Raw genomic sequence first — 22,768 nt, forward strand, 5'->3', positions numbered from 1 at the left:
CATCAAGATCACCGATCGTGAGATGAGAACACTCCTCGCGCGGTATCTGACCCCACACGAGTGGCACGGCGAATGGAACTACACCATCAGCCCGACCGACACACCCAGTTGAGCGTGTTGTTCATTTCCAAGCCCTTACCGCCCGGCTCGGGCACGTGGCCGCGGGCCGGGCCGCCACGGGCGTCAGCTCCGGCCGGGTTCGGGAAGCGGTGTCCCCGCATCCGGTGTGGGTGTTCTCCGGGCATGGCGCGCAGTGGCACGGGATGGGCCGTGACCTGCTGCGGGACGAGCCTGCGCTGGGTGAGACCTTCGACGAGCTCGAGGAGGTCTTCGCCACGGAGCTGGGTATCTCCCCTCGGCAGGTCGTGTGCGGCGCCGACCTCGGGGACGTCGGGCAGATCCAGGCCATGATCTTCGCCATGCAGGTCGGCCTCGCCAGGATCTGGCGGAGCTACGGAGTGGAGCCCGCGGCAATCATCGGCCACTCCGTCGGCGAGATCGCGGCGGCGGTTGCCGCGGGCATGCTCGACCTCGCCACCGCCGCCAGGCTGGTTTGCCGCAGGTCGACGCTGCTGCGGCGGGTGGCGGGCGAGGGAGCGATGGTGCTGGTGAACCTCCCTTTCGAGGAGGCTGCGGCCCGGCTGGCGGGCACCGCGGACGTGGCCGCCGCGATCGCCGCGGCACCGACGTCGACGGTGATCAGCGGGAGCATCCCCGTCGTGGATCGCCTCATCGACCAGTGGCGCTCCGAGGGACTGGTGCCGCGTCGGGTCGACTCCGACGTGGCCTTCCACAGCGGGCACATGGACAGGCTCGTTCCCGACCTGCTCGCCGGGGTCGCCGACATGGCCGCGCACGACGGCACGATCCCCGTCTACACCACCGCACTGGACGACCCCAGGGCCGTCGCACCTCGCGGCGCCGGATACTGGGCCGCCAACCTACGCAACCCGGTCCGGTTCGCCCAGGCGGTGGCCGCGGCCGCCGAGGACGGACACCGCGTCTTCGTCGAGGTGTCGACGCACCCGGTGGTGGCCCACTCGGTCTTGGAGACGCTGGCGGCTCGCGGCGTGGACGGCGTCGTGGTTCCCACGCTGCGCCGGGCACAGCCGGAACGGGAGACGCTGCTCAGCAACCTGGGCACGCTGCACTGCCTCGGGATACCGGTGGACTGGTCAGCACTGCACCCCACCCGCGAACCGGCGGACCTGCCCACGACCGCGTGGCAGCACCGGCGCTACTGGGCGGAGACCCCGTCGACTCCGCAGGGGCGGCTGAGCCACGACGTGGACAGCCACACCGTGCTCGGCACCCACGTCGCCGTACAGGGCACCGCCCCCGTCTCGCTGTGGCAGACCCGTCTCGACGACTCGAGTCGTCCCTATCCCGGCGGGCACCAGGTTCTCGGCACGGAGATCCTACCGGCCGCCGTGGTGTTGACCACCTTCCTCGCCGCGGCCGGATCGGGCGGCCTCGCCGATGTCGTGCTGCGGGCGCCGGTCGCGGTGACCACGCGGCGCGACGTGCAGGTCGTCCGGCAGGACGGCACCCTTCGCCTGAGTTCGCGCCTCGCCGACCACGCGAACGACCAGGCCTGGCTCACGCACGCCACGGCGGCGGTGGCGCGCACCGATGGTGCGGCCGGCCGGCTTGCGAACATTCTCGCCGAGACGCTCGACCCGGACTGCGTCATGGACCGGCTGCACGCGATCGGTGTGGTCGGGATCGGCTTTCCCTGGCGGGTACTGGAGGTCGGCCGCGCCCCCAAGCACCTCGTCGCGCGGGTCGCCGCGGACCCGGGCACGGTGATGGACACCACGACGTGGGGCTCGCTGTTCGACGCGGCACTGTCGGCGGCCCCGATCGTCTTCCCAGGCCCGCCGCGGCTGCGCATGCCCGGCCGGCTACGTGCGGTCGTCGTGCACGGTGACCCACCGCCCGAGGCCCTGATCGGCATTCACCTGGTCGACGTTCGGTGGGTACGGGGCCAGGCGAACGACGTCGACGTCGACGTGGAGATCGCGGACCTGGACGGCTTCGTCGTCGCCCGGCTCTCCGGAGTGGGGTTCGGTGTGGTCCAGCAGGCGGCGAGCCACGAGCCGGCCGGCGAGGCGGCGGAGCCCGCGGCCGCTGGTTGGCTCGACGTGCCGGAGCCCGAACTGGCCGACCGCGTCGAGTCGCTGGTGTGCGATGTCGTCCGCGCCGAGCTACGGCTTCATCCCGACGAGCTCGACGCGCACCGCCCGCTCGCCGAGATGGGAGTCGACTCGCTGCTCGGCGAGTCGATCCGCCACCGGCTGGCCAGGCGGTTCCACCTCCCGCTACCGATCGGCCTGCTCTGGGACCGCCCGAGCGCCACCTCGATCGCGGCCTATCTCTGCGAGCTGATCGTCTCGTCCCGCGGGGCGGACCAGGAGTTCCCAGCGGCCTAGTGTCCCGCGCAGGGGTGGCCGTCAGGGTGGCCGTTGCGCACGCACTCTGACAAACCTGTCCATCTCAGCAGTGCTGCTCGCCGCCCCGCCCGCTGGACGACAGCACGGATCGGGCCGTCTCGAGCCTGACCCGCAGCCGCGCGGCCTCCATCGAGTCGACCGTGTTCAGCAGGCCGATCGCTTCATCCACATCGCGACGAGCCCGGTCGAGCTCACCCCGGCCCTGGTAGACATCCGACAGCAAGATCAGCGCCTTGGCGTACCAGACGGTGGCGCCGAGCTCGTCGAACACCCCCCGAGCCTCGACGACGTACTCGGCGCCGGCCGATTCCAACCCCTTGGCGAGCGCGATTTCGCCGAGCGAGTAGAGCGCCTGGCCCTCGACCAACCGCTCGCCGACCCGTCGCGACAGCAACAGCGCGTGCTGCATGGTGGTCTCGGCGTTGTCCAGCCGGCCGGTTCGCTGCCGCACCACCCCCAGCCGGTACAGCGCGTACGCCTCGCCGATCCGGTCACCTATGTTCCGGACGATGAGCAGGACTTTGTTCAACGACTGGTGCGCCTGCTCGACCTGGTTGGTGTCGATGTACAGCTCGGCGAACCGGTTCAGGACCTGCGCCTCGCCGCGCATGTACTTGACCCGTTGGCAGACAGCCAGCGCGGACTCCAACAGCTCTCGGGCACGGTCGACGTCCCCCTCGTCGATCCACACCTTCGCGAGGCTCTGCAGGACGTGCGCCTCGCCGACCTGGTCCCCGACCGCCCGCATCCCCGCCAAGGCTTCGCTGTACTTCTCGATCATCGCGCCGACCCGGTTGCGCAGCCGGTCCACGGTCGCCGCGTTACGCAGCACGAGCGCACGGCCGTGCTCGTCGCCGTCCTCGCCGAACAACGTCAGCGCCGACTCGAAACATTGCTCCGCCTCGGCGAGCCGCGTCTGATGCATCCGCATCGTGCCGAGCGAGTACAGCGTCGCCGCCTGTCCACGGCGGTTGCCGGCCCGCTCGGTGGCGGCAAGCGCTAGCTCGGCGGTTTCCCGCCAGTCGTCGAAGTAGCCCTTGACCTCGAACAACGTCACGGAGGTGAGCGCGAGGTCCCAGCACGTCTCGTCCAGGCCGGACTCGGCGGCGAGGTGCACGGCGAACACCAGCGAGCGGCGCTCCACCTCCAGCCACGCCATCGGGTCGTTGATCTCCACCACGTCGCCGCCCGGGTGCCAGCGGGGCGCCAGCCCGTGCAGGATTGTGTAGTCGCCGCCGTACTCCTTGCGGTGCGCCTGCTCGGCGTACGCCAGCCATCCCCCGAGCAGCCGCTGGACGGTGCTCTGGCGGCTGGCCTCGGACTCGTCGGCGAACAGCCGTTCGGTGGCGTAGACCCGGATAAGGTCGTGGAACCGGAACCGCAGCTGCTCGCCCGGATACCGCACGGTGTCCAGCAGCTGCGCCTCGACCAGGCTTTCCAACACCTCAGCGGCGTCGTAGGGATTGATGTCGAGCAGCGCGGTCGCCGTCCACTCCGGGAAGTCCTGTGTCGTGATCAACGCGAACAATCGGAACAACCGCTGCGCCATGGCGGGCAGCGCGCGGTAGGTCAGGCCGATACTCGACCGGAGCTCCAGCCCGCGGTAACGCAGCTCGTCCAGCCGGTGGGCGGTGCCACGCAGCCGCGTGACCAGGATGTCGAGCCGCCAGTGCGGGCGCGAGGCCAGCCGCGCGCCAGCGATCCGCATCGCGAGCGGTAGCCCGCCGCAGAAGTTGGCCAGCTCGACCGCGGCCTCCTGCTCGGCATTCACCCGGTCCCGGCCGACGATCTTGCCGAGCATCTCCAGGGACAGCTCGACGTCGAAGACATCCACCTGGACGTGGTGGGCGCCGGGCAGCCCGCTCAGCCGGGCTCGGCTGGTGACCAGCACCGCGCAGCTGGACTCGGCCGGCAGCAGCGGCCGAATCTGGTCCTCGTCGGCCGCCCCGTCGAGCACGACCAGCACCCGCTTGCCGGCGAGGCGGCTGCGGTACATGTCGGCCTGCTCCTCCAGGTCCTCCGGGATCGCCGAGCCGTCGACACCGAGCGCGCGCAGGAAGCGGGCGAGCACCCCACCCGTCCGGTCCTCACCGTTGGGCGCCTCCAGGTCGCCGTAGAGATGGCCGTCCGGATAGAGCTCCCGCAGCTCATGCGCGACCCGGATGGCCAGCGTCGACTTGCCGACACCGCCCTTGCCGGAGATCGCGACTATGCGGGTGCCGTACCGGGCGACTGTCGACTCCGCGTCGTCGCTCAGCGCCCACCTGATCTCGGCCAGCTGCCCGTCGCGACCGGTGAAGTCGCCGATGCTGGCCGGCAGCCTGCGCGGCACCACGTGGTGGTGCTCCGTCGCCTTGGCCGGCTTGCCGACCGCCGAGCCCACGCCGGCCGCCTTGAAGTCCAGGGCCGGATCCCGGTTGAGGATCGATCTCTCCAACTGCTGCAAGCGCTCGCCCGGCTCGATGCCCAGCTCATCGACGAGCGTCGTGCGGACCCGCCGACAGACCTCCAGGGCCTCGGCCTGCCGGCCGGACCGGTAGAGCGCGAGCATGAGGTACTCGTGTAGCCGCTCGCGCAACGAATGCTCCCCGACGAGCGCCGTCAACTCGCCGACGACCTCCTCGTGCCGGCCGAGCTCGAGGTCGAGCCGGACGCGGTCCATGATCGCGATCAGCCGCGAGCCGTCGAGTAGCGCGGCACTCCGGCACACGAGGTCGCTTTGTACCCCGGCGAGCGCCGGGCCGCGCCACAACGCCAGCGCGCTGCGCAGGGTCGCGACCGCCTCGGACTTCGGTCGACCTCGACGTGCCCACGGGCCGCCTCGACCAGCCCGGTGAACTGTTCGGTGTCCAGCTCTCCGGACGGGACCTCCAGCACGTAGCCCGGCGCCCGGGTTCGGATGGTCATCGGTGCGCCCGCGTCGGTCAGCACCTTGCGCAAGCCGGAGACACAGATCTGGATCTGCGCCCTGGCGGTGGTCGGTGGTTCGGTGTTCCAGACGGCGTCGATGAGCTGTTCGGTCGGCATGACCCGACTGGCGTTCAGCCCGAGCATCGCAAGGACCACCCGCTGCCTGGATCCCCCCAGATCCAACTCGACGCCGTTGTGCACGTACTCCAATGGACCTAAGAGTCGCAATCCCAACGCTTCCCCCAACCTGTTTGCCGCCGGCCGGCCTCCGCGGTTGTCGACAGTGGTATTCAGCAAATCAGTTTCTCATACCAGCGAGACCTTCCCGGCGGAATAGTCCGAATAGAGTATGCCCTATCGGCCGTTCATCGCACACGCCGCGACAGCAAAGCGGAAGATGCGTCGCGCAGCGGTCGTGCCACAGCATAGAACAGGACGGATCGAGCTCCGGTCCGGACGGATCGACGCCACCCCGTCGGACATCGCCTCAATCGCGCTGAGCAGATGGGAACAAGGCAATGCCTGAATCCAGCTGGAAAGTCGTATTAGACCGGGACGGCGTAACGATCTCCAACGACATCTTCCGACTCAACGTGAACGGCTCGGAACCCACCCAGCTCGAGACGGTCGTGTCGGAGCTGCAAAGCGTCACCCGGGGCACCTATGGCCAGTACTGCGGGTTGTCCAGGGCCGCCGAGATGATCGGCGAGCGCTGGGGTCTGCTGATCCTGCGCGACCTGTTGGTGAGCCCGAAGACCGCTGCTGAGCTGCACGGCGGCCTACCACGAATCTCGGCGAGGCTGCTTGCCATGCGCCTCAAGGAGTTGGAGTACAGCGGCGTGGTTCGCCGCCAGGACGACACGCAGGACCCGGACGAGGCCGTCTTCGAGCTCACCGAGTACGGGCAGGCCGTCGAGGACGTGCTCCTGGCGCTGGGCCGGTGGGGCGCGATCGCGCTCGCCGCGCCCCGGCCGGAGGACATCATCACCGAGGACTCGCTCACGGTGGCGTTGCGTGCGACGTTCCTCGCCGACGCCGCGCGCGCGGACAAGATCAGCTACGAGCTGCACGTCGGCGAGACCGTGGTGCATGCCGTGATCGACAACGGCTCTCTGGAGGTGAGCCCCGGCCCGCTCGCCGGCGCCGACGCGGTGATCGACAGCGGCCCGTTGCTCAAGAGCATGCTCACCGGCGAGGTGACCGCCGCGGAGGCGCTGAACAGCGGGCAGGTGACGATGACCGGTGAGCCGGAGCTGCTGACCAGGTTCGTCGAGCTGTTCCAGCTGCCGAAGCTGCCTACCCCGGTTGCCGCCTGAGGTCGTGGAGAGCGATTCGTTTCCGGGCGGCACCCCGGTAGCGGCCCGGCGGCCGCACCCGGCCGATGTCCGGAGCAGCGCGCAGAGAATGCGGGCGTAGCCGGGACGGCCCGACCGATCCGTGGGCAGATGCCGATCGGCACCGATCGGCATCTGCCCGTCTTGTCGTGTCGGTCGTCGTTTGTGGTGGTCGTCCTTTGTCGCGGTCGTCCGACGTGCTGGTCAGGCGGCCGCCGCCGGCTGGGACGGAGGCTCGCCGGTCTCCCGGCCGGCGAGCCGGAACTCGAACTCCCGCGCCGCCTCCTCATCGGTCACCTCAATGTGCCTGACCGCGATACGCAGCATCGGCGGCACAAGCAGGGAGGTGATGATCGCCACCAGCACGACGATCGTGTACATCGCGGTGGTCAGCACTCCCAGTTGCAGCCCCACGATGGCCATGACCACCACTATCACGCCGCGCGCGTTGAGCCCGGCGCCGAGGGCTACGGCGTCCCAGTGGCCGAGTCGTGCGAGGCGGGCACCGATGTAGGCCCCGGCGAACTTCGCGAGTATCGCGGTCACCAGCACCAGCACCGCCGGGACGAGCACCGCCGGATGCCTGAGCGCGGTGAGATCCATGCGCAACCCGGCCGTCGCGAAGAACACCGGAGCCAGCACGGCCATGACGAACGTCTGCAACGCGGCCAGCCGCTCCCGGTCCAACCACGTCGACGAACCGATCACGACGCCGCCGAGCAGCGCGCCGAGGATCGCCTCCATACCGAGCGCCTGGGTGCCCGCGGCGAAGGCCAACAGCAGCAGCACGGTGACGGCCACGACCACGCCTGGTTCCTTCGACCGGACCGACAGCCGCAGCAGCGCGCCCACCGGCCGCGCGACCACGAAGCAGAACACCAGCGCCCCCACCACGAACCCGACGGACAGCAGCATCTGGTCAGCGCGCATGCCAACTGTCGCCATGGCGGACACCACGGACAGCAGCAGCCAGCCGACTATGTCGTCGATCGTGGAAGTGCCGATGATCAGCTGGCCGATGTCTCGGTACAACAGGCGCATCTCGAGCAGCGTCTTGGCGATGACCGGGATCGCGCTCACTGATAGCGCGACCCCGACGAACATCGCGAAGGCGGTGCGGTCGGTGCCGTCGGCCATCAGCTCCAAGGGCAGGACGAAGCCGATCGCGACACCGCATGCCAACGGTAGGAGCAACGCGCTCGCGCCCACCCACGCGGTAGTGCCCGCCCTGCGCCGCAACAACTTCAGGTCGACGTTGATGCCGGTCACGCCGACCAGCAGAAGCACCCCGAGCTGACCGACCGCGTCGATCAGGTGCATCTGGCTCGGGTCGGGGGGCAGCAGCCAGGCCGAGACGCCGGGAGCGAGATGGCCGAGCACCGAAGGGCCGAGCAGAACGCCGACGCAGAGCTCACCGACGACCGCCGGCATGCCCAGCCGCCGCGCCAGCTGACCGAGTGCCAACGCGGATCCGAGCAACAGACCGATCGCCACGACGAAGACCAGAACTTGGTGCGCACTCATCGGAGCCACCGGTCCCGTCGCCAAGATCATGCCCGCTCCCACCGCCGCTCAACCGGACCGGTCGGCTGCCGGTCCCCGAGATCCAGAGTGGCAGCAGAACGCTTGTCCACGCGTATCACCGCGTGCTGTCGCGATGGTCGGCATTCCAGCACGCACACGCGCTTATCGCCGGCCGATAGTTCTCCGAAAGGCCCCGGGTAGCGGTACCGAGAAGATTGAGCGCATCGACTGCTCGTTCGACCGGTGAGGGAGACGAGCACGACGCTCACGTTGTGATCCGCGACAGGAGGCAACGACCATGGCCGGGATTGGGTACAACCAGCGGGACGAGCCGATCTGCGCGAGCCGGCAGCACGACGGCGACCGCCTTCCGCCACGGGTCGCCGCCGGTCGCCAGCTCTGCATCCGGTGCCGGAACCAGGTGGAGGAGAACCTGGTCGAGCTGCCGGCCCTGTACGAGCTGTGTGCCCACATGCTCGACATGCGCCACCACATCCGGGAGCAGGCCGGCGACCACGGGGCGCGCGGAACCGAGCTGACCGACACCGTGGTGGCGATCCGTTCCGACATTCTCGGGGTGCTCGCGTCCTGGTGCGGGCTGGTGACCGGGGAGCGCGGCGTCACCGGCCCGGACGAGCTGAGCATCCGCCGGCTGACCTCGTTCCTGGCGATCCACCTGAGCTGGCTCACCGAACACACGGCGGCGCCGGACTTCGCCGACGAACTGGCCGAGCTGGCCTCGACCGCACGCGACGTGCTGCGGCACGACATCGAGCCGCGCGGATCCATGTTCGAGCCGGCATCGAGGAGGGAGACGTGAGATGCGAATCGAAATCAGGGTGCTCGGTCCCCTCGATGTCTCGGTCGGTGGTGTCTCGATCGTTCCGACCGCGAGCAAGCCGAGCCAACTGCTGGCGATGCTCGCACTCAACGCCGGCCACGTGGTCACCGTGCCCGCGCTGACAAGCGAGATCTGGGACTGCGATCCACCGCGCAGCGGGATACCGACGTTGCACACCTACATTTTGAAGTTGCGGAGAAAGCTGCAACACGCACTCACCGGTCGCGGTGACGTGACGTCGAAGGACATCCTGATCACCCACCGGGCCGGCTACCTGTTGAACGTGGCACCGGAGGACGTGGACGCCGTCCGCTACGACCGGCTGTCCGCAGCCGGCCGGCAGGCGGCGAACGCGGGGGACCACGAGACGGCCTCCCGGACGTTGGGGGCGGCGCTGCGGCTGTGGCAAGGCGCGGCGCTGGCCGATGTGCCGACCGGCCCGGTGCTGGCCGTCGAGGCGTTGCGGTTGGAGGAGAACCGGCTCGGCGACACGCACCTGCGGATCGAGGCCGACCTCAATCTGGGCCGGCACCACCAGCTGCTCGGCGAGCTGGGTGCGCTGTGCGTGCGGTATCCGCTGCTGGAGAACTTCAGCATCCAGCACATGGTGGCCCTGTACCGGTCGGGGCGGCAGAGCCAGGCGCTGGGGGTCTACCGGCGGCTGCACACGGACATGAGGGAGCAGTTGGGCGTGGCGCCCTCGCCCCAAGCGCGGCGGCTGCACCAGGCGATTCTCACCGGCGACGCGATGATGAACGACCCGAGCCTCGCGCTCAACGGTTGACCGCAGACATCGATGGCGCCGCCCGACGCGGCTCAGGCGGCGTGGGTCACCTGGTCCGGTTCCTGGCCGGCGAGCCAGCCGCCGGCGTGCCGCGCCGCGGCGAGAGCTGCCCACGAGACGAGCTCGATCAGGGCATCGTCCGCCGGCTGGGTCCGGCGGTAAGCCTCGACGGTCTCCCCGTCGACCTGGTAGGCCGCCTTGGCGACGAGCAGCGCCAGCCGGCCGGCCGCGCGGTCCGCGGCCGGCAGCCCGAGGGCCGGCGCCTCGACCCAGGCTCGGGACAGCCCGGCCGGCTCGCCGTCCCAGTCCGACAGTTCGGCGGCGACCAGCTCGCGCACCGTGACCGGTACCGATCGCCGCGCCGCCCCATCGACGGCCGCGGCGGCCCGGCCGAACGCCTCGGCGACGTGCCTGTCCCCCGCCGCCCACGCGAGGTCCTCAGCCAACGGCGCGGGCGCCAGCAGCGCCACCGACTCGCCGGGACGGGCACCGCGTAATGCGGGCCCGCGTAGGAAGCGGCCGAGGAACCGGTCGGCCGGCCCGCGCGCCCCGGCCGGCACTTGGGGCGGCAGCGGGGACTCACCGAGAAACACGTGCACCATGCGGTTGAGATACTGAAAGGCCACCGCCACGCCGAGCAGCTGCGGCGCGTGCGCCGCGGGAAACGGCCGGCGGCGGCCGGCGGCACCGAGCCGGGTGCCGCTCTCCCGCGCCCAGGTGGCCACGGCGCGGATGCCGGGGTCAGCGATCCCGGCAAGCTCGCCCGCGGCGAGCGCGCCCGATTCCGGGCCGACATGGAGCCCACCGAGGGCCGCACTGTGTACCTCCACGCAGTACGGGCATGCGTTGCCGAGCGACACCGCGGCCGCCACGGCCTCCTTGGTCACCCGGCTCACCGACGTGGTCACGACCAGGGACTCACGCAGCATCGTCCAGGCCGCGGCCAGCACGGCCGGGGCAGGCGAGTGCAGGGCGATCGGTGGAGCCAGCATGCCGAAGTCGTGCTCCAACTGGCGGTAGACCGCGGCGGTCGACCCGGTAGCGGCGCGCGGGCGTACCGGAGCGACGTACCTGACGCCGTTCAGCGCCGACCGCAGCGCGGTGCGGATCAGCCTCCCCGTCATCTGCGCTCCCTTGGTCCACCGAGTACGTGATCTCACCGTAGGGCGAGCCGGCGCCGCACACGTTCTCGCAACGTGCGCAAACCCGGCTCGCCCTGGACCGCCGGTGGGGCGGTCACGCGGCGGTCGTGGGGCGGGTGGCCGCCGCGGTCGGCAGCGGCGCCCCGTACGTCACGTCGACACCGCGGTCCCGCGCCGCCCGGACGATCCCGGGCACCGCCCGCTCCGTCAGCGCGGCGATGGTCAGCGCCGGGTTCACGGTCAGCGCGCAGGGCACCGCCGAGCCGTCGGTCACGAAGATGCCGGGATGACCACGCAGCTCGTGCCGGTCGTCGAGCGCGGAGGTGGCCGGGTCGTCGCCGATCCGGCACGACGCCAGCGGGTGCACCGTGTACGCGCCGACGAGGTCGTTGGTCCACGGCGCGACCGTCGCCAGGCCGTCCTTCTCGAGGATCTGCTTGACCTCGCCGTCGGCCTCCGCCCAGCCGCGCAGGGTATGCGGGGTCGGGTCGTAGCGCAACGAGCCGCGGCCGAGCATCTGCTGGGAGATCCGGTACGCGTTGCCGGTCGGCGGCGGCGGGCCGAAGACTCCCTCGTTGTTGTCCTCGGTCATCAGGAAGATCGTGAGCCACGAGCGCCAGCGCTTGAGGATCTCCTTCTTCTCCTTGCCGAACCAGGCCGGCCCGGTGGCGCCCGGCGCCTGGGCGAGGATCGTGCCGAGACCGGGCGGGAAGTACAGCTGTTCCATGGAGAACCGGGAGAACTCCGGCCGCGCGGCATCCAAGAAGTCCCAGCACGCGGCGACCGGTCCCTTGCCGATCTGGTTGGCCTCGTACACCGAGCCGTTCGGGCGCCGCAGGCCGAGCAGCTCGCCGACCCGCTCCTCGTTGATGATCGCGGTGTTGAGCCGCTCGCCGTTGCCGGAGAAGTAGCGGCCGACCGCATGCGGCATCTCGCCGAGTGTCTCGGCCGAGCGCTGCAGGATCACCGGGGTGGCGCCGGCGCCCGCCGCGAGGACGACGATCTTCGCGTCGATCACGCCGGAGCCGGTGGTGACCCGGTAGTCCTCCTCGTCGATGTGGTTGTAGTGCACCCGGTAGCCACCGTCCTCGGTGCGCGCGATCCGCTGCACCTCGTGCAGTGGGCGGATCTCGGTGCCGTGCGCGAGTGCCGCCGGGAGGTAGTTGAGCAGCAGCGACCGTTTGGCGTCGAACCGGCAGCCGGCCATCATCCAGTTGCAGTTGGTGCATTTGCCGGTGTCGATGCCGACCGGAACCGGGTTGACCGTGCGGCCGGAGTGGTTGCAGGCCGCGGCCCACAACCCGCCCGAGTAGGAGACGTCGTTCCAGTCCTGCTGGCTGACCGGCATCGCCTCGGACACCCGGTCGTACCACGGATCGAGGGCGTCCCGGTTGATCGAGGCGGGCCACATCCGGCGGCCGATCGAGCCGTGCCGCTCGAAGACGAACCGTGGCGCGCGGGGCAGCGCGGCGAAGTACACGACGCTGCCGCCGCCGACGCAGTTGCCGCCGAGCACGCTCATCCCGTCGCCGGCCGTGAAGTCGAACACCCGCGTGTATGACTTGCCGAGGAGGTAGTCGTGGTCGAAGTCCTTGCCCTGCAACCAGGGTCCGCGCTCCAGCACGGTGACCTTCGCCCCGCCGGCGGCCAGGTGGTACGCCGCGATGGACCCGCCGAAGCCGCTGCCGACGACCAGGACGTCGGTGGATTCCGTGGCGCTCATTCGGGACTCCCGGATGCCGTCGTGTTGGGGTGTCGCTTCGCCAGCTCCAGGCCGTAGCTGAAGTCGGGGAACCGCCACAGCCCGTCCTCGTCGGGCTTGGCGAAGCCCATCGCGAGCAGGCCCGGGTGCCCCTCGGCGAGCGCCTCGGCGGTGCTGCGGTGCGCGGCGCTGTCGTAGGCCATGTTCGAGAACAGGGCGAGCAGCACCCAGCCGTCCTTCTCCGGGTGGCCCGGCGCGGTCAGCTCGGCCACCAGGGCCACCCGGTCCTCATAGGACAGTGCGACGAACGGCGGCACGTCGACATCGAGGTCCAACTCGTGCCGTGCGGCGTAGGCCTCGGCGTGCCCGTTCAACGCCTGCGACAGCGGGGCGAGACCGTCGGTCACGCCGGTGGCCGGGGTGGCGAGCAACTCGAGCGCACCCGCCTCGACCGCACCCGGGTCGTCACACACCCCGGCGATCGCGCGATCGTCCGGCGTGCGTTTGACGCCGGGAACGATCGTGTCCGCGAACGCCTCCAGTGTGATCGTCTGGATCTGATCGTCGAATTCGGCGCCTGCTCCCACCGCTCCTCCTGTCTCGCGGACACCGCCGGTTGGGCCACGAAAATGGCTTTTCCGGAGGCACACAACCCGTTCCGGTGGCCTCATCCTGGGCGGTTCCGCACGACTGGCGCATCTTCCCCAGTGCCCACTCGCACGGCTCGGGGGGAACAGGCGCTGGCCTGCATGTTCAGTACGTTCTTGAGCGGTTCTGGAGTGATGTTGACCTGACACTGGTCGCGCCGTCGAGCCCGGAAGGAACATCGTTGTCATCCATTTCGAACCAGCTTACCGTCGGATTCGGTTGAACTCCGAGAAGCCCTTCTCCTGAGCGGTGCCAGATAAATGGACGACATCATCGAAAAGGCTGTTGAGCGCGTGATTCGCGCGATGTACGACAACTTGGGTGAACCGATCAGCATCGACGACATGGCCCGCACCGCCATGTTCAGCAAGTTCCACTTCTCCCGGATCTTCCAGCGGGTGACCGGGATCTCCCCCGGCCGGTTCCTGTCCGCGTTGCGACTGCAGGAGGCCAAGCGGCTGCTGCTGACGAGCTCGCTGACCGTCGCCGACATCTGCCACCTGGTCGGCTACAACAGCATCGGCACGTTCAGCTCACGGTTCCGGTACTCGGTCGGTGTCTCGCCGACCGAGTACCGGCAGTATCGGGGCTACGTGAAGCCGCTCGCCAACACCAAGCCGCCCTGCGAGGGGCACCGGTCGGTGGTGTCCGGCCGGGTCTGGCAGCCGCCGACCGGTCAGCCCGGCCATGTCGTGGTGGGACTGTTCGCGGGCCCGATCGCCCAGGGCGTCCCGATCCGGCACTCGACGCTGGCCGGCGCCGGCGGGTTCACCATCGAGGACGTGCCGGACGGCACGTGGTCCATCCTCGCGCACTCGGTGGAGATGGGCTTCGACCAGCCGGACCCCAGCCACGCGTACATGGCCGCATACGGCCCGGTGACCGTCGCGTCGGACCAGGCGGTGCACGGTGCCGACCTTCGGCTGCGGAGCCGCTGCATCTTCGATCCCCCGGTGCTGCTCGCCCAGCTCGACCGGCCGATGTGGACCACCACCCAGGCATGGGCTACCGGCAGGGTTGACCACGCCGCCCTGCCGGCGGCCTGACCAACCGGGGGCTCGGCCACGGAAACCACTCGCCGGAAGTGCCGCCCGACATGTCGGGCGGCACTTCCGGCGTTCAGGGCTGTCTCAGCCGACCATCGGGTGGACGGTCATCGGGAGCTCTCCGCGCACCCGCAGCGACAGCATCGGCTCGGGGACCACCTGGTAACCGGGCACCTTCGCCAACCGCAGGTCGCGCGCGAGCAGCGCCAGCACGAACGTCGCCTCCATGAGCCCCAGGTGGTTGCCGACGCAGAAACGCGGGCCGGCGCCGAACGGGATGTAGGCGTACCGCGGCCGGTCCGCTGGCCGGTCCGGGTCGAATCGATCCGGGTCGAACGTGTCCGGCGCGTCCCAGAACGACGGGTGCCTGTGCATCGTGTACGAACACACCATGACGTCCGCACCGGCCGGCACCCGGTAGCCGCCGACCGCATCGTCGGCCAGCGCCCGCCTGGTCAGGATCCACACCGGCGGGTACAGGCGCATCGACTCCTGCAGCACCATGGCCGTGTACCGCAGCTTCGCCAGGTCCGAGTAGGTCGGTAGCCGGTCGCCGAGCACCTCGACGGCCTCCGCGTGCAGGCGCTCGCCCACCTCCGGGTGCTCGTCGACCAGGTGCAGCGACCAGCCGAGCGTGCTCGCGGTCGTCTCGTGCCCGGCGAGCAGCAGCGTGATCAGCTCGTCGCGCATCCGCCGCGCGCCCACCCGGGGGTCGTGCTCCAGACTGGTCGAGTGGATCAGCCGGGTCAGCACGTCGTCACCGTCGGGCCGCGGGTCGGCGAGCCGGTCGGCGACCAGCTTGTCGACGATCCGCTGCAGGTCCGCCCGCGCGCGGCGGAAGCGACGCTGCTTGGGCAGTGGCAGCCACTGCGGCACCAGGCCCATCGACTCCATCTCGAACATCGCCTGGTCCTGCACGGCCTCGAAGCTGTGCCCGATCGAGTCGAACTCGCCGAGGTCGGCGTCGAGCAGCGTGCGGCCGAGCACGCCGAGGGTGAACCCGGTCAGCTCGGTCAGCACGTCGACCGGCGCGCCGCCGGCATGGGCGCCCAGCCGGCCGACCAGCCGGCCGGCCTCCTCCGCGACCACACCGGCGAGGCCGGTGATCCGTTTGTTCTGGAACACCGGCTGGATCGTCCGCCGTTGTTTGCGCCACAGCTCGCCCGTGCTGGTGAGCAGGCCGTCGCCGAGTGCCCGCTTGGCCTCCTGGTAGCCGATGCCCTTGTCGTAGTTGGCCGCGTTGTCGGCCAGCACGTGCTTGGCCGTGTCGGGATGGTTGAAGAAGTAGAGCGTCTTCGGCCCGATGCCGACCTTCACCGCGTCGCCGTAGGTCGCGGCGGCCGTGGACATCAGCGTAAGCCGGTCGCTCGCCAGCTGCCGCAGGAGCTTGAAGGTCGCGCGCCGCGGCGGGCCGGGCGGCACCCGGAGAGCTCCGGACGCCGCCCGCGACTCGTCGATCGCCGTCATGCCGCCCGTACCTCCCCGGCGGCCGCCGTCGTGCTCGGCAGCTCCGTGACCGCGTTCGGCTGATGCTGCTCGTTCGCCTTGTTCACGAAGTGCAGTGACCACAGGAAGAGCCCGCGGATCAGGCACACCCCCGCGGTGGCGAAGAACAGGCCGTACGCGATGTGAGCGATCATCAGCAGGCCGTAGACGCCCGCGATGCCCGCGCCGAACGCGAACTGGGACGCCGGCTTGGACGGCGTCGTGCCCGGGTCGGTGACCATGTAGTTCGTGTAGAGCACGAACGCCACGCCGGTGGCCATGCCCAACGCCGCCGGGATCGACGTGCCGAACAGGATGCCGCGCACGACCGCCTGCACCACGAAGAACGACAGCCAGCCGAAGATCAGCCACATCCGGCCGGTCAGCTTGGCGTTCAGCATGGTGCCGGATACCAGGATGCCCGCCACGATCAGCCAGCCGACCCAGTGGTCGATCCGCTCGGTGAAGTGGTACGGCGGCGCTATGCTGGCCCAGCCCGGGAACAGCACCAGGATCATCACGATGCCGAAGTTGGACGGATTCATGTAGTGCCGGAGCTTCCCGCGTACCGGCGCACGCAGCACCCACTTCGCGCTCACCGCGATGAACACGCCCAATATCATCACGAAGATCCGGTCGTTGACGTAGATCAGCATGTTCATCGCCAGTGCCGTGATGTGGGCCGGGTAGAGGAACTCCACCATGCCGCGCACCCCGTTGCCGGCGAACCGCGGGTCCCGGCCGTCCATGCGGGCACCGACGACCTCCAGCACGATCTCGGTCGTGTAGGCGGTCAGCAGGGCCACGAGCGGCCACGCCCAGGGCTGCTCGAAGCCCAGGAACAGGTAGCCGAGGAGATTGAACACCGAGATCGAGATCGAGAACCTGCGCAGCGCGGTGATGACCTTCGGGTTATGCCGCGCAGGCGCCTTCTGCTCTTGCGAAGCCACGTCTCTCACCTTTCCTTGGCCTGGCTGCCGAGCTGGAGGTCGTGCCAGCCGGTGCTCAGCTCGAGGTTCTGCTCGCGCACCTGGCCGGTCCGGTCCCGCCACCTCAGGTTGACCTCGACGTCGCCGGTGACCTTGCCGAGTCCGATGTGGACGTCAGTGCTGCGCTTGCCGGAGTGGCCGCTGCCGCCGTCGACGCGTTCGATGAACCTGCGACCGTCCGATGTGGTCACCGCGACCTGCGCGCCCACGACCGGCGAGCAGTCCTGCTCGGCCCCCTCGTGGGCCAGCCGCAGCCCGAGGAACTCGCCGACCGACGGGCTCGTGTTCCGGTAGAACACCGGGGCGGCGAACTGACGCGCGACGGCGAAGTCCAACCGGCCGTCGCCGTCGGTGTCGCCGGTCGCGATGCCGCGCGTGGGCACCGGGACGGCGAGCCCCAGCTGAGGTGCCAGGTCGGCGTAGCGACCCTCGTCACTCCTGACGAACAGGTGCAGTGTCTGGTCACCGGCGAGGTCGTCGCCCTTCTCGACGTTGGGCCACCACCACGGGTTCTCGATCAGACCGTCGTTCGCGGTCGCCAGTTCCTGAAGCTGCGGCCAACGGTTGGCCTCGCCCTGGACGAACCCTGTCGTCTGGGTGATCTCCGGGTCGCCGTTGTTGTCGTAGTCGGCGAACTTGACGTCCCACGCCCAGCCGGACCACGCGGTACCGACCTCCGCGCTGCGGTCGCGCCACGGCGCCTCGCCCGCTTGGAGCTTGGCCCGCAGCTCCTTCTGGCTGTGCACGGTGCTCTCGAACTGCAGGTTGCTCTCCTGAATGCCCCACCGCGTCGTGATGTCGCTGACGAACATGTCGTAGATGCCGTCGTGGTTCAGGTCGGCGAAGTCGATGCCCATGCCCTTGAACGAGTCGTTGCCGAGCCGCTTCGACTTCGGCACGCCCGGCGTGCGGACGCCCATGACCCCGCCGAAGGCGATGTGCCCCGGCGTCGACCGGTTGTACAGCAGGTGATCGACCCCGTGATCGTTGGCGATGTACAGCTCCGGCAACAGGTCGCCGTCGAGGTCGTTGGCGGCCGCGGCGAGCGTCCAGCCCCACTGCGCGCCGTCCGGGAACACCGAGTCGGGCACCTGCTCGAAGTCGGCCGATGTCGCGTCGGCACCGGTGAACCGGAAGATCATCTTCTTGCCGCTGTTCATGGCGTGGGACAAGGAGTCGTTCATCTCCACGCCGCCGTCGACGTTCTGGTCCAGCACCGGGCTGTCCGGGAAGTAGTTGGCGACGAAGATGTCCACGTGCCCGTCACCGTCGAAGTCGTCGATCGCGACGGCGTTGCTGTTCCACTGTGGACCGGCGTACTTCCCGTCCCGCACAGGGGGATTCGGTACCAGCTCGGTCGGCGCATACGCATTGTCGTCCAGTGTGGACGTACCCGCCTTCGCGAGGTAGACGACCGGGGTGCGACCCCACAGGTAGACCAACAGGTCCATCCGGCCGTCCTCGTTGAAGTCGCCGGGCGCGCAGCCCATCGGCGCCATCGCGTCGTTGACCGGCAGTGGCGCCAGGTCCAGCGCGAACGGCGCATACCGGTCGCCGCCCGCGCCCGGTGTCGGGGTCACCACCACCTGGTCGGTGCGGGTGTCCACCAGGCACAGGTCGTTCGACAAGCCGTCGCCGTCGAGGTCGTTCATCGCGATCGCGGCGCCGACCGAGGAGATCCAGGCCTGGATCCGCTGGTACGCCTGGTTCACCGGACGGACCGTCTGCTGCTTGTCCGCGGCCGGCAGGGCGATTGTCATCGGGGTGAAGTCGTACCGGCTCGCCATACGATCCTGCTCGGCCGCCGACACGGTCGGCAAGCTGACCACCACGTAGCCGACCACGGCCACCACCACGGCGATGACCCCGGGCAGCTGTCGACGCAGCCAACCTACTTTCGCGGTCATTTACTCATACCTCCAAGGGAGACCAACTGGTTCGCGACGCCCTGCCGCCACTGCTCGTAGGCCGGCACGGCACCGTTTTCCGCGTGTTCGGGCCGAACGTCGACGCTGACCCGCGCCGCCGTCTCGGGGTCGGTCCCGCACAGGACCTCGGTGGCGACCGCGGTCTGCGGGATCACCAGCCCCGCCCGGACGCGCGCCTCCGCGGCGAACGCGGCGCCCACGGCCAGCTGAGGTCGGTGCTCGCCCGCGTGCTCGGCGAGGCGGACCAGGTCGTCCCGGCTCGCGCCACACGCGTAGGTCGAGGCGAGGCCGACGCCCGCCCACAGATCGCCGTGGCGCTCGGCGGGGTAGCGCGACACCAGCGCGGCCACCTCGTCGACGTCCGTGCAGCCGACGAACCACAGCGCGCGGCCGATGCCCTGGTCGATGGCGCGGTTGGCGTACGGGTCGGACGCGTCGCCGGGCCACGGGAACCGCGGGTCCTGGAAGTGCTCGTGCACGTACCTGCGGGTGTGGAAGTAGGCCTGGTGGAACCCGTAGCCGTCAAGCACGAGCCACCGCAGCAGCGGGTCGAGGTCGCCGGCCTTGGGCCAGCGGAACCTGGGCAGCCGCGCCATCGCCCAGCCGATGCCGCAGTACACGATGTAGACCTGGTCGGCGGCGGGACCGGCCAGGAAGTCCGCGGCGTGGTGGCGGTGGCCGAGGGGCAGCCCGTCGAGCACGGCGTAGCCCATCCCCGCGCCCTCGTAGGCGAAACCGCGGTACCGGCGCTCCACCTTCGCGAGCCGATCCCGCGCGTCGGCAACCGAGCTCGCCTCGACCGCAGCCGCGTAGCCACCGAGGAAGACCACACCGATCCTCTCCAACAGCTCCCGCGACGCCCGGTCCTTCTGGTGAAAGCCCCGCACGCCCAACGAGGTGGCCGCGACGTTGGGTGTCAGTATTTTGCGTCGGAGCGCGCGCCAGCTGTTACCCAAGGTGCTCTCCCCCTATCGGGATGGATTTTCCGGAAGATGTCAGGCTCAATTCTCGATTTATTCCGATATTCGTCCACTTCCGATGTGCGAGCATTTTCGGAGTGGTATCGGTCAAGCGGCTTCGGCGGCTTTGTCGAAGCTCGACCGGATCCGTTCCCGCCACAGCTCGTAGGCCGGGCTGCCGCCGGGGCCGACGTCGTCCGGCTCTACCGCGGTGGTGGCCCCGAGGGTGACCGCCGCCTCGACCGACAGCCCGGTGAGCACCTCGACGCCGAGGCGGCTGTGCTCGGGCACGTGACCGGCGGAGACGCGCGCGGAGGCGGCGAACACCGAGCCGAGCGCGACCTCGCCGGCGTACCCGCCCGCCGCGTCCACCAGCCGGGTAAGGCCCTCGGCCGGGCAGCCGCCGGCGAACGTCGCGGCGAGCCCGACACCGCTCCACAGGTCGGCCCGACGGTTCTCGGCGAAGCGGTTCACCGCTGCCGCCACCCGGTCCGGCAGCGCGCCCTCGATGAACCACAGCGCCCGGCCGACGCCCTGGTCGGCGGCCCGCGGGAAGTAGTCGGGGGCGCCCAGCCACGGGTACGGCCGGAACGGCCGCTGTTCGCCGACGACTTTGCGGGTGTGGAAGTAGGCGAGGTCGAAGCCGTATCCGTCGACCGCCAGCCAGCTCATCGTCGGGTGGACCGGCACGCCATCGAGATCGGGCATGATCGTGCGCCACAGCACCCTCGGCAGCCGCGCCATGGCGAAGCCGACGCCGATGTAGGTGAGGAAGATGTGCGGCAGACCGGGTCCCTCCAGCAGCCGCTTGGTGCGGGTGCCGCGACCGCCGGCCATCGCGTCGCGCACCGCGTAGGCCATCGTGGCGCCCTCGTAGGCGAACCCACGCAGCTCCGGCGCCACGGTCTCCAACCGCCGCTCGACGTCCCACAGGGTGCGGTGCTCGATGCCCCACTCGAAGCCGCAGATCACCGACTCCGGAATTGCCTCGAGCTGCCCCGTGGCCGGCGACCCGGCGCCCGGGAACTTCCGTTCGGCGAATGTCACCGCCCGCAGCCTCGGGGTGAGTATCAGCCTGCGCAGGGCGCCAAGGATCGCTGGCATCTCATGTCCTCCACGGTATTTTCGACATCACACCCAGGGCGCGAGCGGGAACCACGGGATGATCTCCCGCATGGCGAGGAGCCGGACGTCCCAGTACAGGAACGTGAACACGCCGGCCACCAGCAGAGCGGACGCGGACAGGACGGTCAGCCGCGCCGGGGCAGCGGTGAGCCAGCGCCGCGTCCGCTCGCCCGCGAGCAGCGCGGTGAGCAGCAACAGCACGGCCAGCACGAGGATGTTGCCGAGCGACTGCAGCACGAACGCGGCCGCGCCGTACAGCGGGTTGTGCTCCTCGGCGGCGTCCCGGAACAGCTTGCGGAACAACGGGAACGGCCGGCCGATCAGGAAACCGCCGATCAGCGCACCGAAGAACACCAGGCGCGCGTGGGGGAGGCGCGCGCCGAGCCGTGCGAACGGATCGCGCACCAGGCCGAGCGAGGCGAGGCCGAGGTAGGTCATGGTGAGCCCGACCACGCCGAACACCGCCATAGACTGGACGCTGCGCGAGGACAGCTCCCCGGGTGCGCTCGGCGCGGTGTCGAACTGCGGCATGCCGGTCCCGACGAGCCCGACGACGACGCCGTACGCCGCGGAGACCACGACCATGCCGGCGGCGAGCCACAGCAGCGGCGCCAGCACCGCGCGCACCCGGTGCCAGCGGCCGCCGACGCCGCCGATGAGCGGCGCGACCGTGCCGAACACCGCGATGTTGCACGCGGTGAACGTGCCGGCAAGCCCGGAGACGAACGCGAACACGATCCCGGAGCCGACGCCGGCGATGGCGGTCTGCTTCGCGTCGTGGCCGAGCACGGTGTTGGCCACCGAGTCGCCGATCACACTGTCCACGAAGGACGCCGACCACCCGACGGTGAGGAGGAACCCGCCGAGCACACCGAAGAGCACCACCCGACCGCGCCGGCGGGGGATGTGGCCGTCGGCGATCGACGTATCCCGGGTGGGGTCCGGCTCCTGCTGGACGTACTGGGTATCGAGCTGGGTCATCGTGGACGCTCCTTGCGGTCGGGGACTAGCCGGCGATGGCCTCCGGCACCCAGGTGTTCACCATCAACTTGGGGTCGTCCACCACGGCGTCCCCGTCGAGCATCGCCCGCTGCAACTGGCGCAGCCGGGCCGACGGTTGGACCCCGAAGTGGTCGCGGGTCGTCGTCCACATGTCGTGGTAGACCTCGAGCGCCTGACCGCGACGGCCGGAGCGGTACAGCGCGAGCATGTATTGGGCGCGGAAGTTCTCCATGTACGGGTGCCGGGCACACAGCGCGGCCAGGTCGCCGAGCAACTGCTGGTGTCGGCCGAAGTAGAGGTCCGTATCGATGCGCAGGGTCAGATCGGAAAGCCGCGTCTCCGTCAACCGCGTCGCCTCGATGTCCAGCTGCGGGCCGGCCACCACGTCCACCAGCACCGGCCCGCGCCACAGCGCGAGCGCGGCGGACAGCAGCCGTTGGGCCTTGGCATAGTCCCCCGCGGCGCTGGCGACCCGGCCGGCCGCGGCCAACTGGTCGTATCGAACCGCGTCCACCGTCTCGGGCTCGACCTGCAGCAGGTACCCGGTGTGCCTGGTGACCAGGAGCTCGTTGGGCTGGAGCCTCTGGTCGGCCGGCAGTGCGTTGCGGATCAGCTTGCGGAGGTGCAACACGTAGGTCTGCAGGGTGCTGTGGGCGCTGCGCGGTGTGCTGTCCGCCCACAGTTCCTCCATCAGCGCAGCGGTGGTCACCACCCGGCCCGGGTTGAGTCCGAACATCGCCAGGAGCTGTCGCGGCTTGCCAGCGGTCGGCACCACCGAGACGCCCTCGATGACAGCCTCCAGTGGGCCGAGCACGTTGATTTCAGCTCGCATCAGTCAGCTCCCTCGCCGGACGAGGGTCATGCGCCAATGCTGCGCTCGGCGCCAACGGCATCCG

General features: G+C 70.0%; 18 protein-coding genes. 5 read left to right on the top strand and 13 right to left on the bottom strand.

Going from position 1 to position 22,768, the window contains the following annotated elements; translation table 11 throughout:
• The first annotated feature begins 155 nt into the window (after nucleotides 1–155).
• Nucleotides 156–2,432: an acyltransferase domain-containing protein gene (locus GEV28_RS13270; protein ID WP_291412147.1), complete on the top strand. Its 2,277-nt coding sequence runs from the start codon at nucleotides 156–158 to the stop codon at nucleotides 2,430–2,432.
• Nucleotides 2,433–2,496: 64 nt separating this feature from the next.
• On the opposite strand, the gene GEV28_RS13275 is transcribed toward GEV28_RS13270, so the two are convergent.
• On the bottom strand, nucleotides 2,497–5,205 hold the full coding sequence (locus tag GEV28_RS13275; protein WP_291412149.1) for a BTAD domain-containing putative transcriptional regulator: 2,709 nt from the start codon (nucleotides 5,203–5,205) through the stop codon (nucleotides 2,497–2,499).
• Complete coding sequence (locus tag GEV28_RS13280; RefSeq protein ID WP_367115098.1) at nucleotides 5,124–5,564, bottom strand: winged helix-turn-helix domain-containing protein; 441 nt, start codon at nucleotides 5,562–5,564, stop codon at nucleotides 5,124–5,126. Before GEV28_RS13280 ends, GEV28_RS13275 begins: the two co-directional genes overlap by 82 nt.
• A 392-nt stretch (nucleotides 5,565–5,956) precedes the next feature.
• Here GEV28_RS13280 and GEV28_RS13285 point away from each other — a divergent pair, with 392 nt between their 5' ends.
• On the top strand, nucleotides 5,957–6,679 hold the full coding sequence (locus GEV28_RS13285; protein WP_291412151.1) for a helix-turn-helix domain-containing protein: 723 nt from the start codon (nucleotides 5,957–5,959) through the stop codon (nucleotides 6,677–6,679).
• Nucleotides 6,680–6,901: 222 nt separating this feature from the next.
• On the opposite strand, the gene GEV28_RS13290 is transcribed toward GEV28_RS13285, so the two are convergent.
• Nucleotides 6,902–8,221, bottom strand: a complete 1,320-nt coding sequence (locus GEV28_RS13290; protein WP_291412153.1) for a cation:proton antiporter — start codon at nucleotides 8,219–8,221, stop codon at nucleotides 6,902–6,904.
• A gap of 298 nt (nucleotides 8,222–8,519) precedes the next feature.
• On the opposite strand from GEV28_RS13290, the gene GEV28_RS13295 reads away from it, so the two are divergent.
• Together GEV28_RS13295 and GEV28_RS13300 are read left to right on the top strand one after the other, a co-directional pair.
• Entirely contained in the window at nucleotides 8,520–9,041 is a 522-nt protein-coding gene (locus GEV28_RS13295) for a hypothetical protein (RefSeq protein ID WP_291412155.1), read from the top strand.
• 1 nt (nucleotide 9,042) lies between these two features.
• Nucleotides 9,043–9,846: an AfsR/SARP family transcriptional regulator gene (locus GEV28_RS13300; RefSeq protein ID WP_291412157.1), complete on the top strand. Its 804-nt coding sequence runs from the start codon at nucleotides 9,043–9,045 to the stop codon at nucleotides 9,844–9,846.
• A 32-nt stretch (nucleotides 9,847–9,878) separates the two neighbouring features.
• Here the strand turns inward: GEV28_RS13300 and GEV28_RS13305 are convergent, their stop codons facing one another.
• From GEV28_RS13305 to GEV28_RS13315, 3 genes are all read right to left on the bottom strand, one after another.
• Nucleotides 9,879–10,970, bottom strand: coding sequence for a carboxymuconolactone decarboxylase family protein (locus tag GEV28_RS13305; protein ID WP_291412159.1), 1,092 nt, complete (start codon nucleotides 10,968–10,970; stop codon nucleotides 9,879–9,881).
• A gap of 112 nt (nucleotides 10,971–11,082) precedes the next feature.
• Nucleotides 11,083–12,711, bottom strand: coding sequence for a GMC family oxidoreductase (locus GEV28_RS13310; RefSeq protein WP_291412161.1), 1,629 nt, complete (start codon nucleotides 12,709–12,711; stop codon nucleotides 11,083–11,085).
• Complete coding sequence (locus GEV28_RS13315; protein WP_291412163.1) at nucleotides 12,708–13,277, bottom strand: DUF5987 family protein; 570 nt, start codon at nucleotides 13,275–13,277, stop codon at nucleotides 12,708–12,710. The genes GEV28_RS13310 and GEV28_RS13315 overlap by 4 nt, the downstream gene beginning before the upstream one ends.
• A 366-nt stretch (nucleotides 13,278–13,643) precedes the next feature.
• Here GEV28_RS13315 and GEV28_RS13320 point away from each other — a divergent pair, with 366 nt between their 5' ends.
• Entirely contained in the window at nucleotides 13,644–14,384 is a 741-nt protein-coding gene (locus GEV28_RS13320; RefSeq protein WP_291412165.1) for a helix-turn-helix transcriptional regulator, read from the top strand.
• An 84-nt stretch (nucleotides 14,385–14,468) separates the two neighbouring features.
• Here the strand turns inward: GEV28_RS13320 and GEV28_RS13325 are convergent, their stop codons facing one another.
• The 7 genes from GEV28_RS13325 to GEV28_RS13355 all read right to left on the bottom strand — a co-directional run bounded on the left by GEV28_RS13325 (nucleotide 14,469) and on the right by GEV28_RS13355 (nucleotide 22,704).
• Complete coding sequence (locus GEV28_RS13325; protein WP_291412167.1) at nucleotides 14,469–15,851, bottom strand: cytochrome P450; 1,383 nt, start codon at nucleotides 15,849–15,851, stop codon at nucleotides 14,469–14,471.
• A complete protein-coding gene (locus GEV28_RS13330; RefSeq protein ID WP_291412169.1) occupies nucleotides 15,848–16,828 on the bottom strand; it encodes an enediyne biosynthesis protein in 981 nt (326 codons plus the stop codon). The genes GEV28_RS13325 and GEV28_RS13330 overlap by 4 nt, the downstream gene beginning before the upstream one ends.
• Nucleotides 16,825–18,765 carry an ASPIC/UnbV domain-containing protein gene (locus tag GEV28_RS13335; protein ID WP_291412170.1) on the bottom strand — a complete coding sequence of 647 codons (1,941 nt, stop codon included), beginning with the start codon at nucleotides 18,763–18,765 and terminating at the stop codon, nucleotides 16,825–16,827. Before GEV28_RS13335 ends, GEV28_RS13330 begins: the two co-directional genes overlap by 4 nt.
• A complete protein-coding gene (locus GEV28_RS13340; protein WP_291412172.1) occupies nucleotides 18,762–19,742 on the bottom strand; it encodes a DUF1702 family protein in 981 nt (326 codons plus the stop codon). The genes GEV28_RS13335 and GEV28_RS13340 overlap by 4 nt, the downstream gene beginning before the upstream one ends.
• Before the next feature lie 111 nt (nucleotides 19,743–19,853).
• Nucleotides 19,854–20,849 (bottom strand): DUF1702 family protein, encoded by a 996-nt coding sequence (locus GEV28_RS13345; RefSeq protein WP_291412174.1) that lies wholly within the window; start codon nucleotides 20,847–20,849, stop codon nucleotides 19,854–19,856.
• A 27-nt stretch (nucleotides 20,850–20,876) separates the two neighbouring features.
• On the bottom strand, nucleotides 20,877–21,851 hold the full coding sequence (locus tag GEV28_RS13350; protein ID WP_291412176.1) for a hypothetical protein: 975 nt from the start codon (nucleotides 21,849–21,851) through the stop codon (nucleotides 20,877–20,879).
• Nucleotides 21,852–21,876: 25 nt separating this feature from the next.
• On the bottom strand, nucleotides 21,877–22,704 hold the full coding sequence (locus GEV28_RS13355; protein ID WP_291412178.1) for an AfsR/SARP family transcriptional regulator: 828 nt from the start codon (nucleotides 22,702–22,704) through the stop codon (nucleotides 21,877–21,879).
• Nucleotides 22,705–22,768: the final 64 nt, after the last annotated feature.

The organism is Actinophytocola sp., assembly GCF_009379765.1.
Classification (GTDB): Bacteria; Actinomycetota; Actinomycetes; order Mycobacteriales; family Pseudonocardiaceae; genus Actinophytocola.

Bases quoted from the DNA above. Each gene is read 5' to 3' on its own strand.
- GEV28_RS13290 (WP_291412153.1), bottom strand. From the start codon at position 8,221: ATGAGTGCGCACCAAGTTCTGGTCTTCGTCGTGGCGATCGGTCTGTTG.
- GEV28_RS13345 (WP_291412174.1), bottom strand. From the start codon at position 20,849: ATGCCAGCGATCCTTGGCGCCCTGCGCAGGCTGATACTCACCCCGAGG.
- GEV28_RS13295 (WP_291412155.1), top strand. From the start codon at position 8,520: ATGGCCGGGATTGGGTACAACCAGCGGGACGAGCCGATCTGCGCGAGC.
- GEV28_RS13350 (WP_291412176.1), bottom strand. From the start codon at position 21,851: ATGACCCAGCTCGATACCCAGTACGTCCAGCAGGAGCCGGACCCCACC.
- GEV28_RS13355 (WP_291412178.1), bottom strand. From the start codon at position 22,704: ATGCGAGCTGAAATCAACGTGCTCGGCCCACTGGAGGCTGTCATCGAG.
- GEV28_RS13320 (WP_291412165.1), top strand. From the start codon at position 13,644: ATGTACGACAACTTGGGTGAACCGATCAGCATCGACGACATGGCCCGC.
- GEV28_RS13335 (WP_291412170.1), bottom strand. From the start codon at position 18,765: ATGACCGCGAAAGTAGGTTGGCTGCGTCGACAGCTGCCCGGGGTCATC.
- GEV28_RS13325 (WP_291412167.1), bottom strand. From the start codon at position 15,851: ATGACGGCGATCGACGAGTCGCGGGCGGCGTCCGGAGCTCTCCGGGTG.
- GEV28_RS13300 (WP_291412157.1), top strand. From the start codon at position 9,043: ATGCGAATCGAAATCAGGGTGCTCGGTCCCCTCGATGTCTCGGTCGGT.
- GEV28_RS13305 (WP_291412159.1), bottom strand. From the start codon at position 10,970: ATGACGGGGAGGCTGATCCGCACCGCGCTGCGGTCGGCGCTGAACGGC.
- GEV28_RS13310 (WP_291412161.1), bottom strand. From the start codon at position 12,711: ATGAGCGCCACGGAATCCACCGACGTCCTGGTCGTCGGCAGCGGCTTC.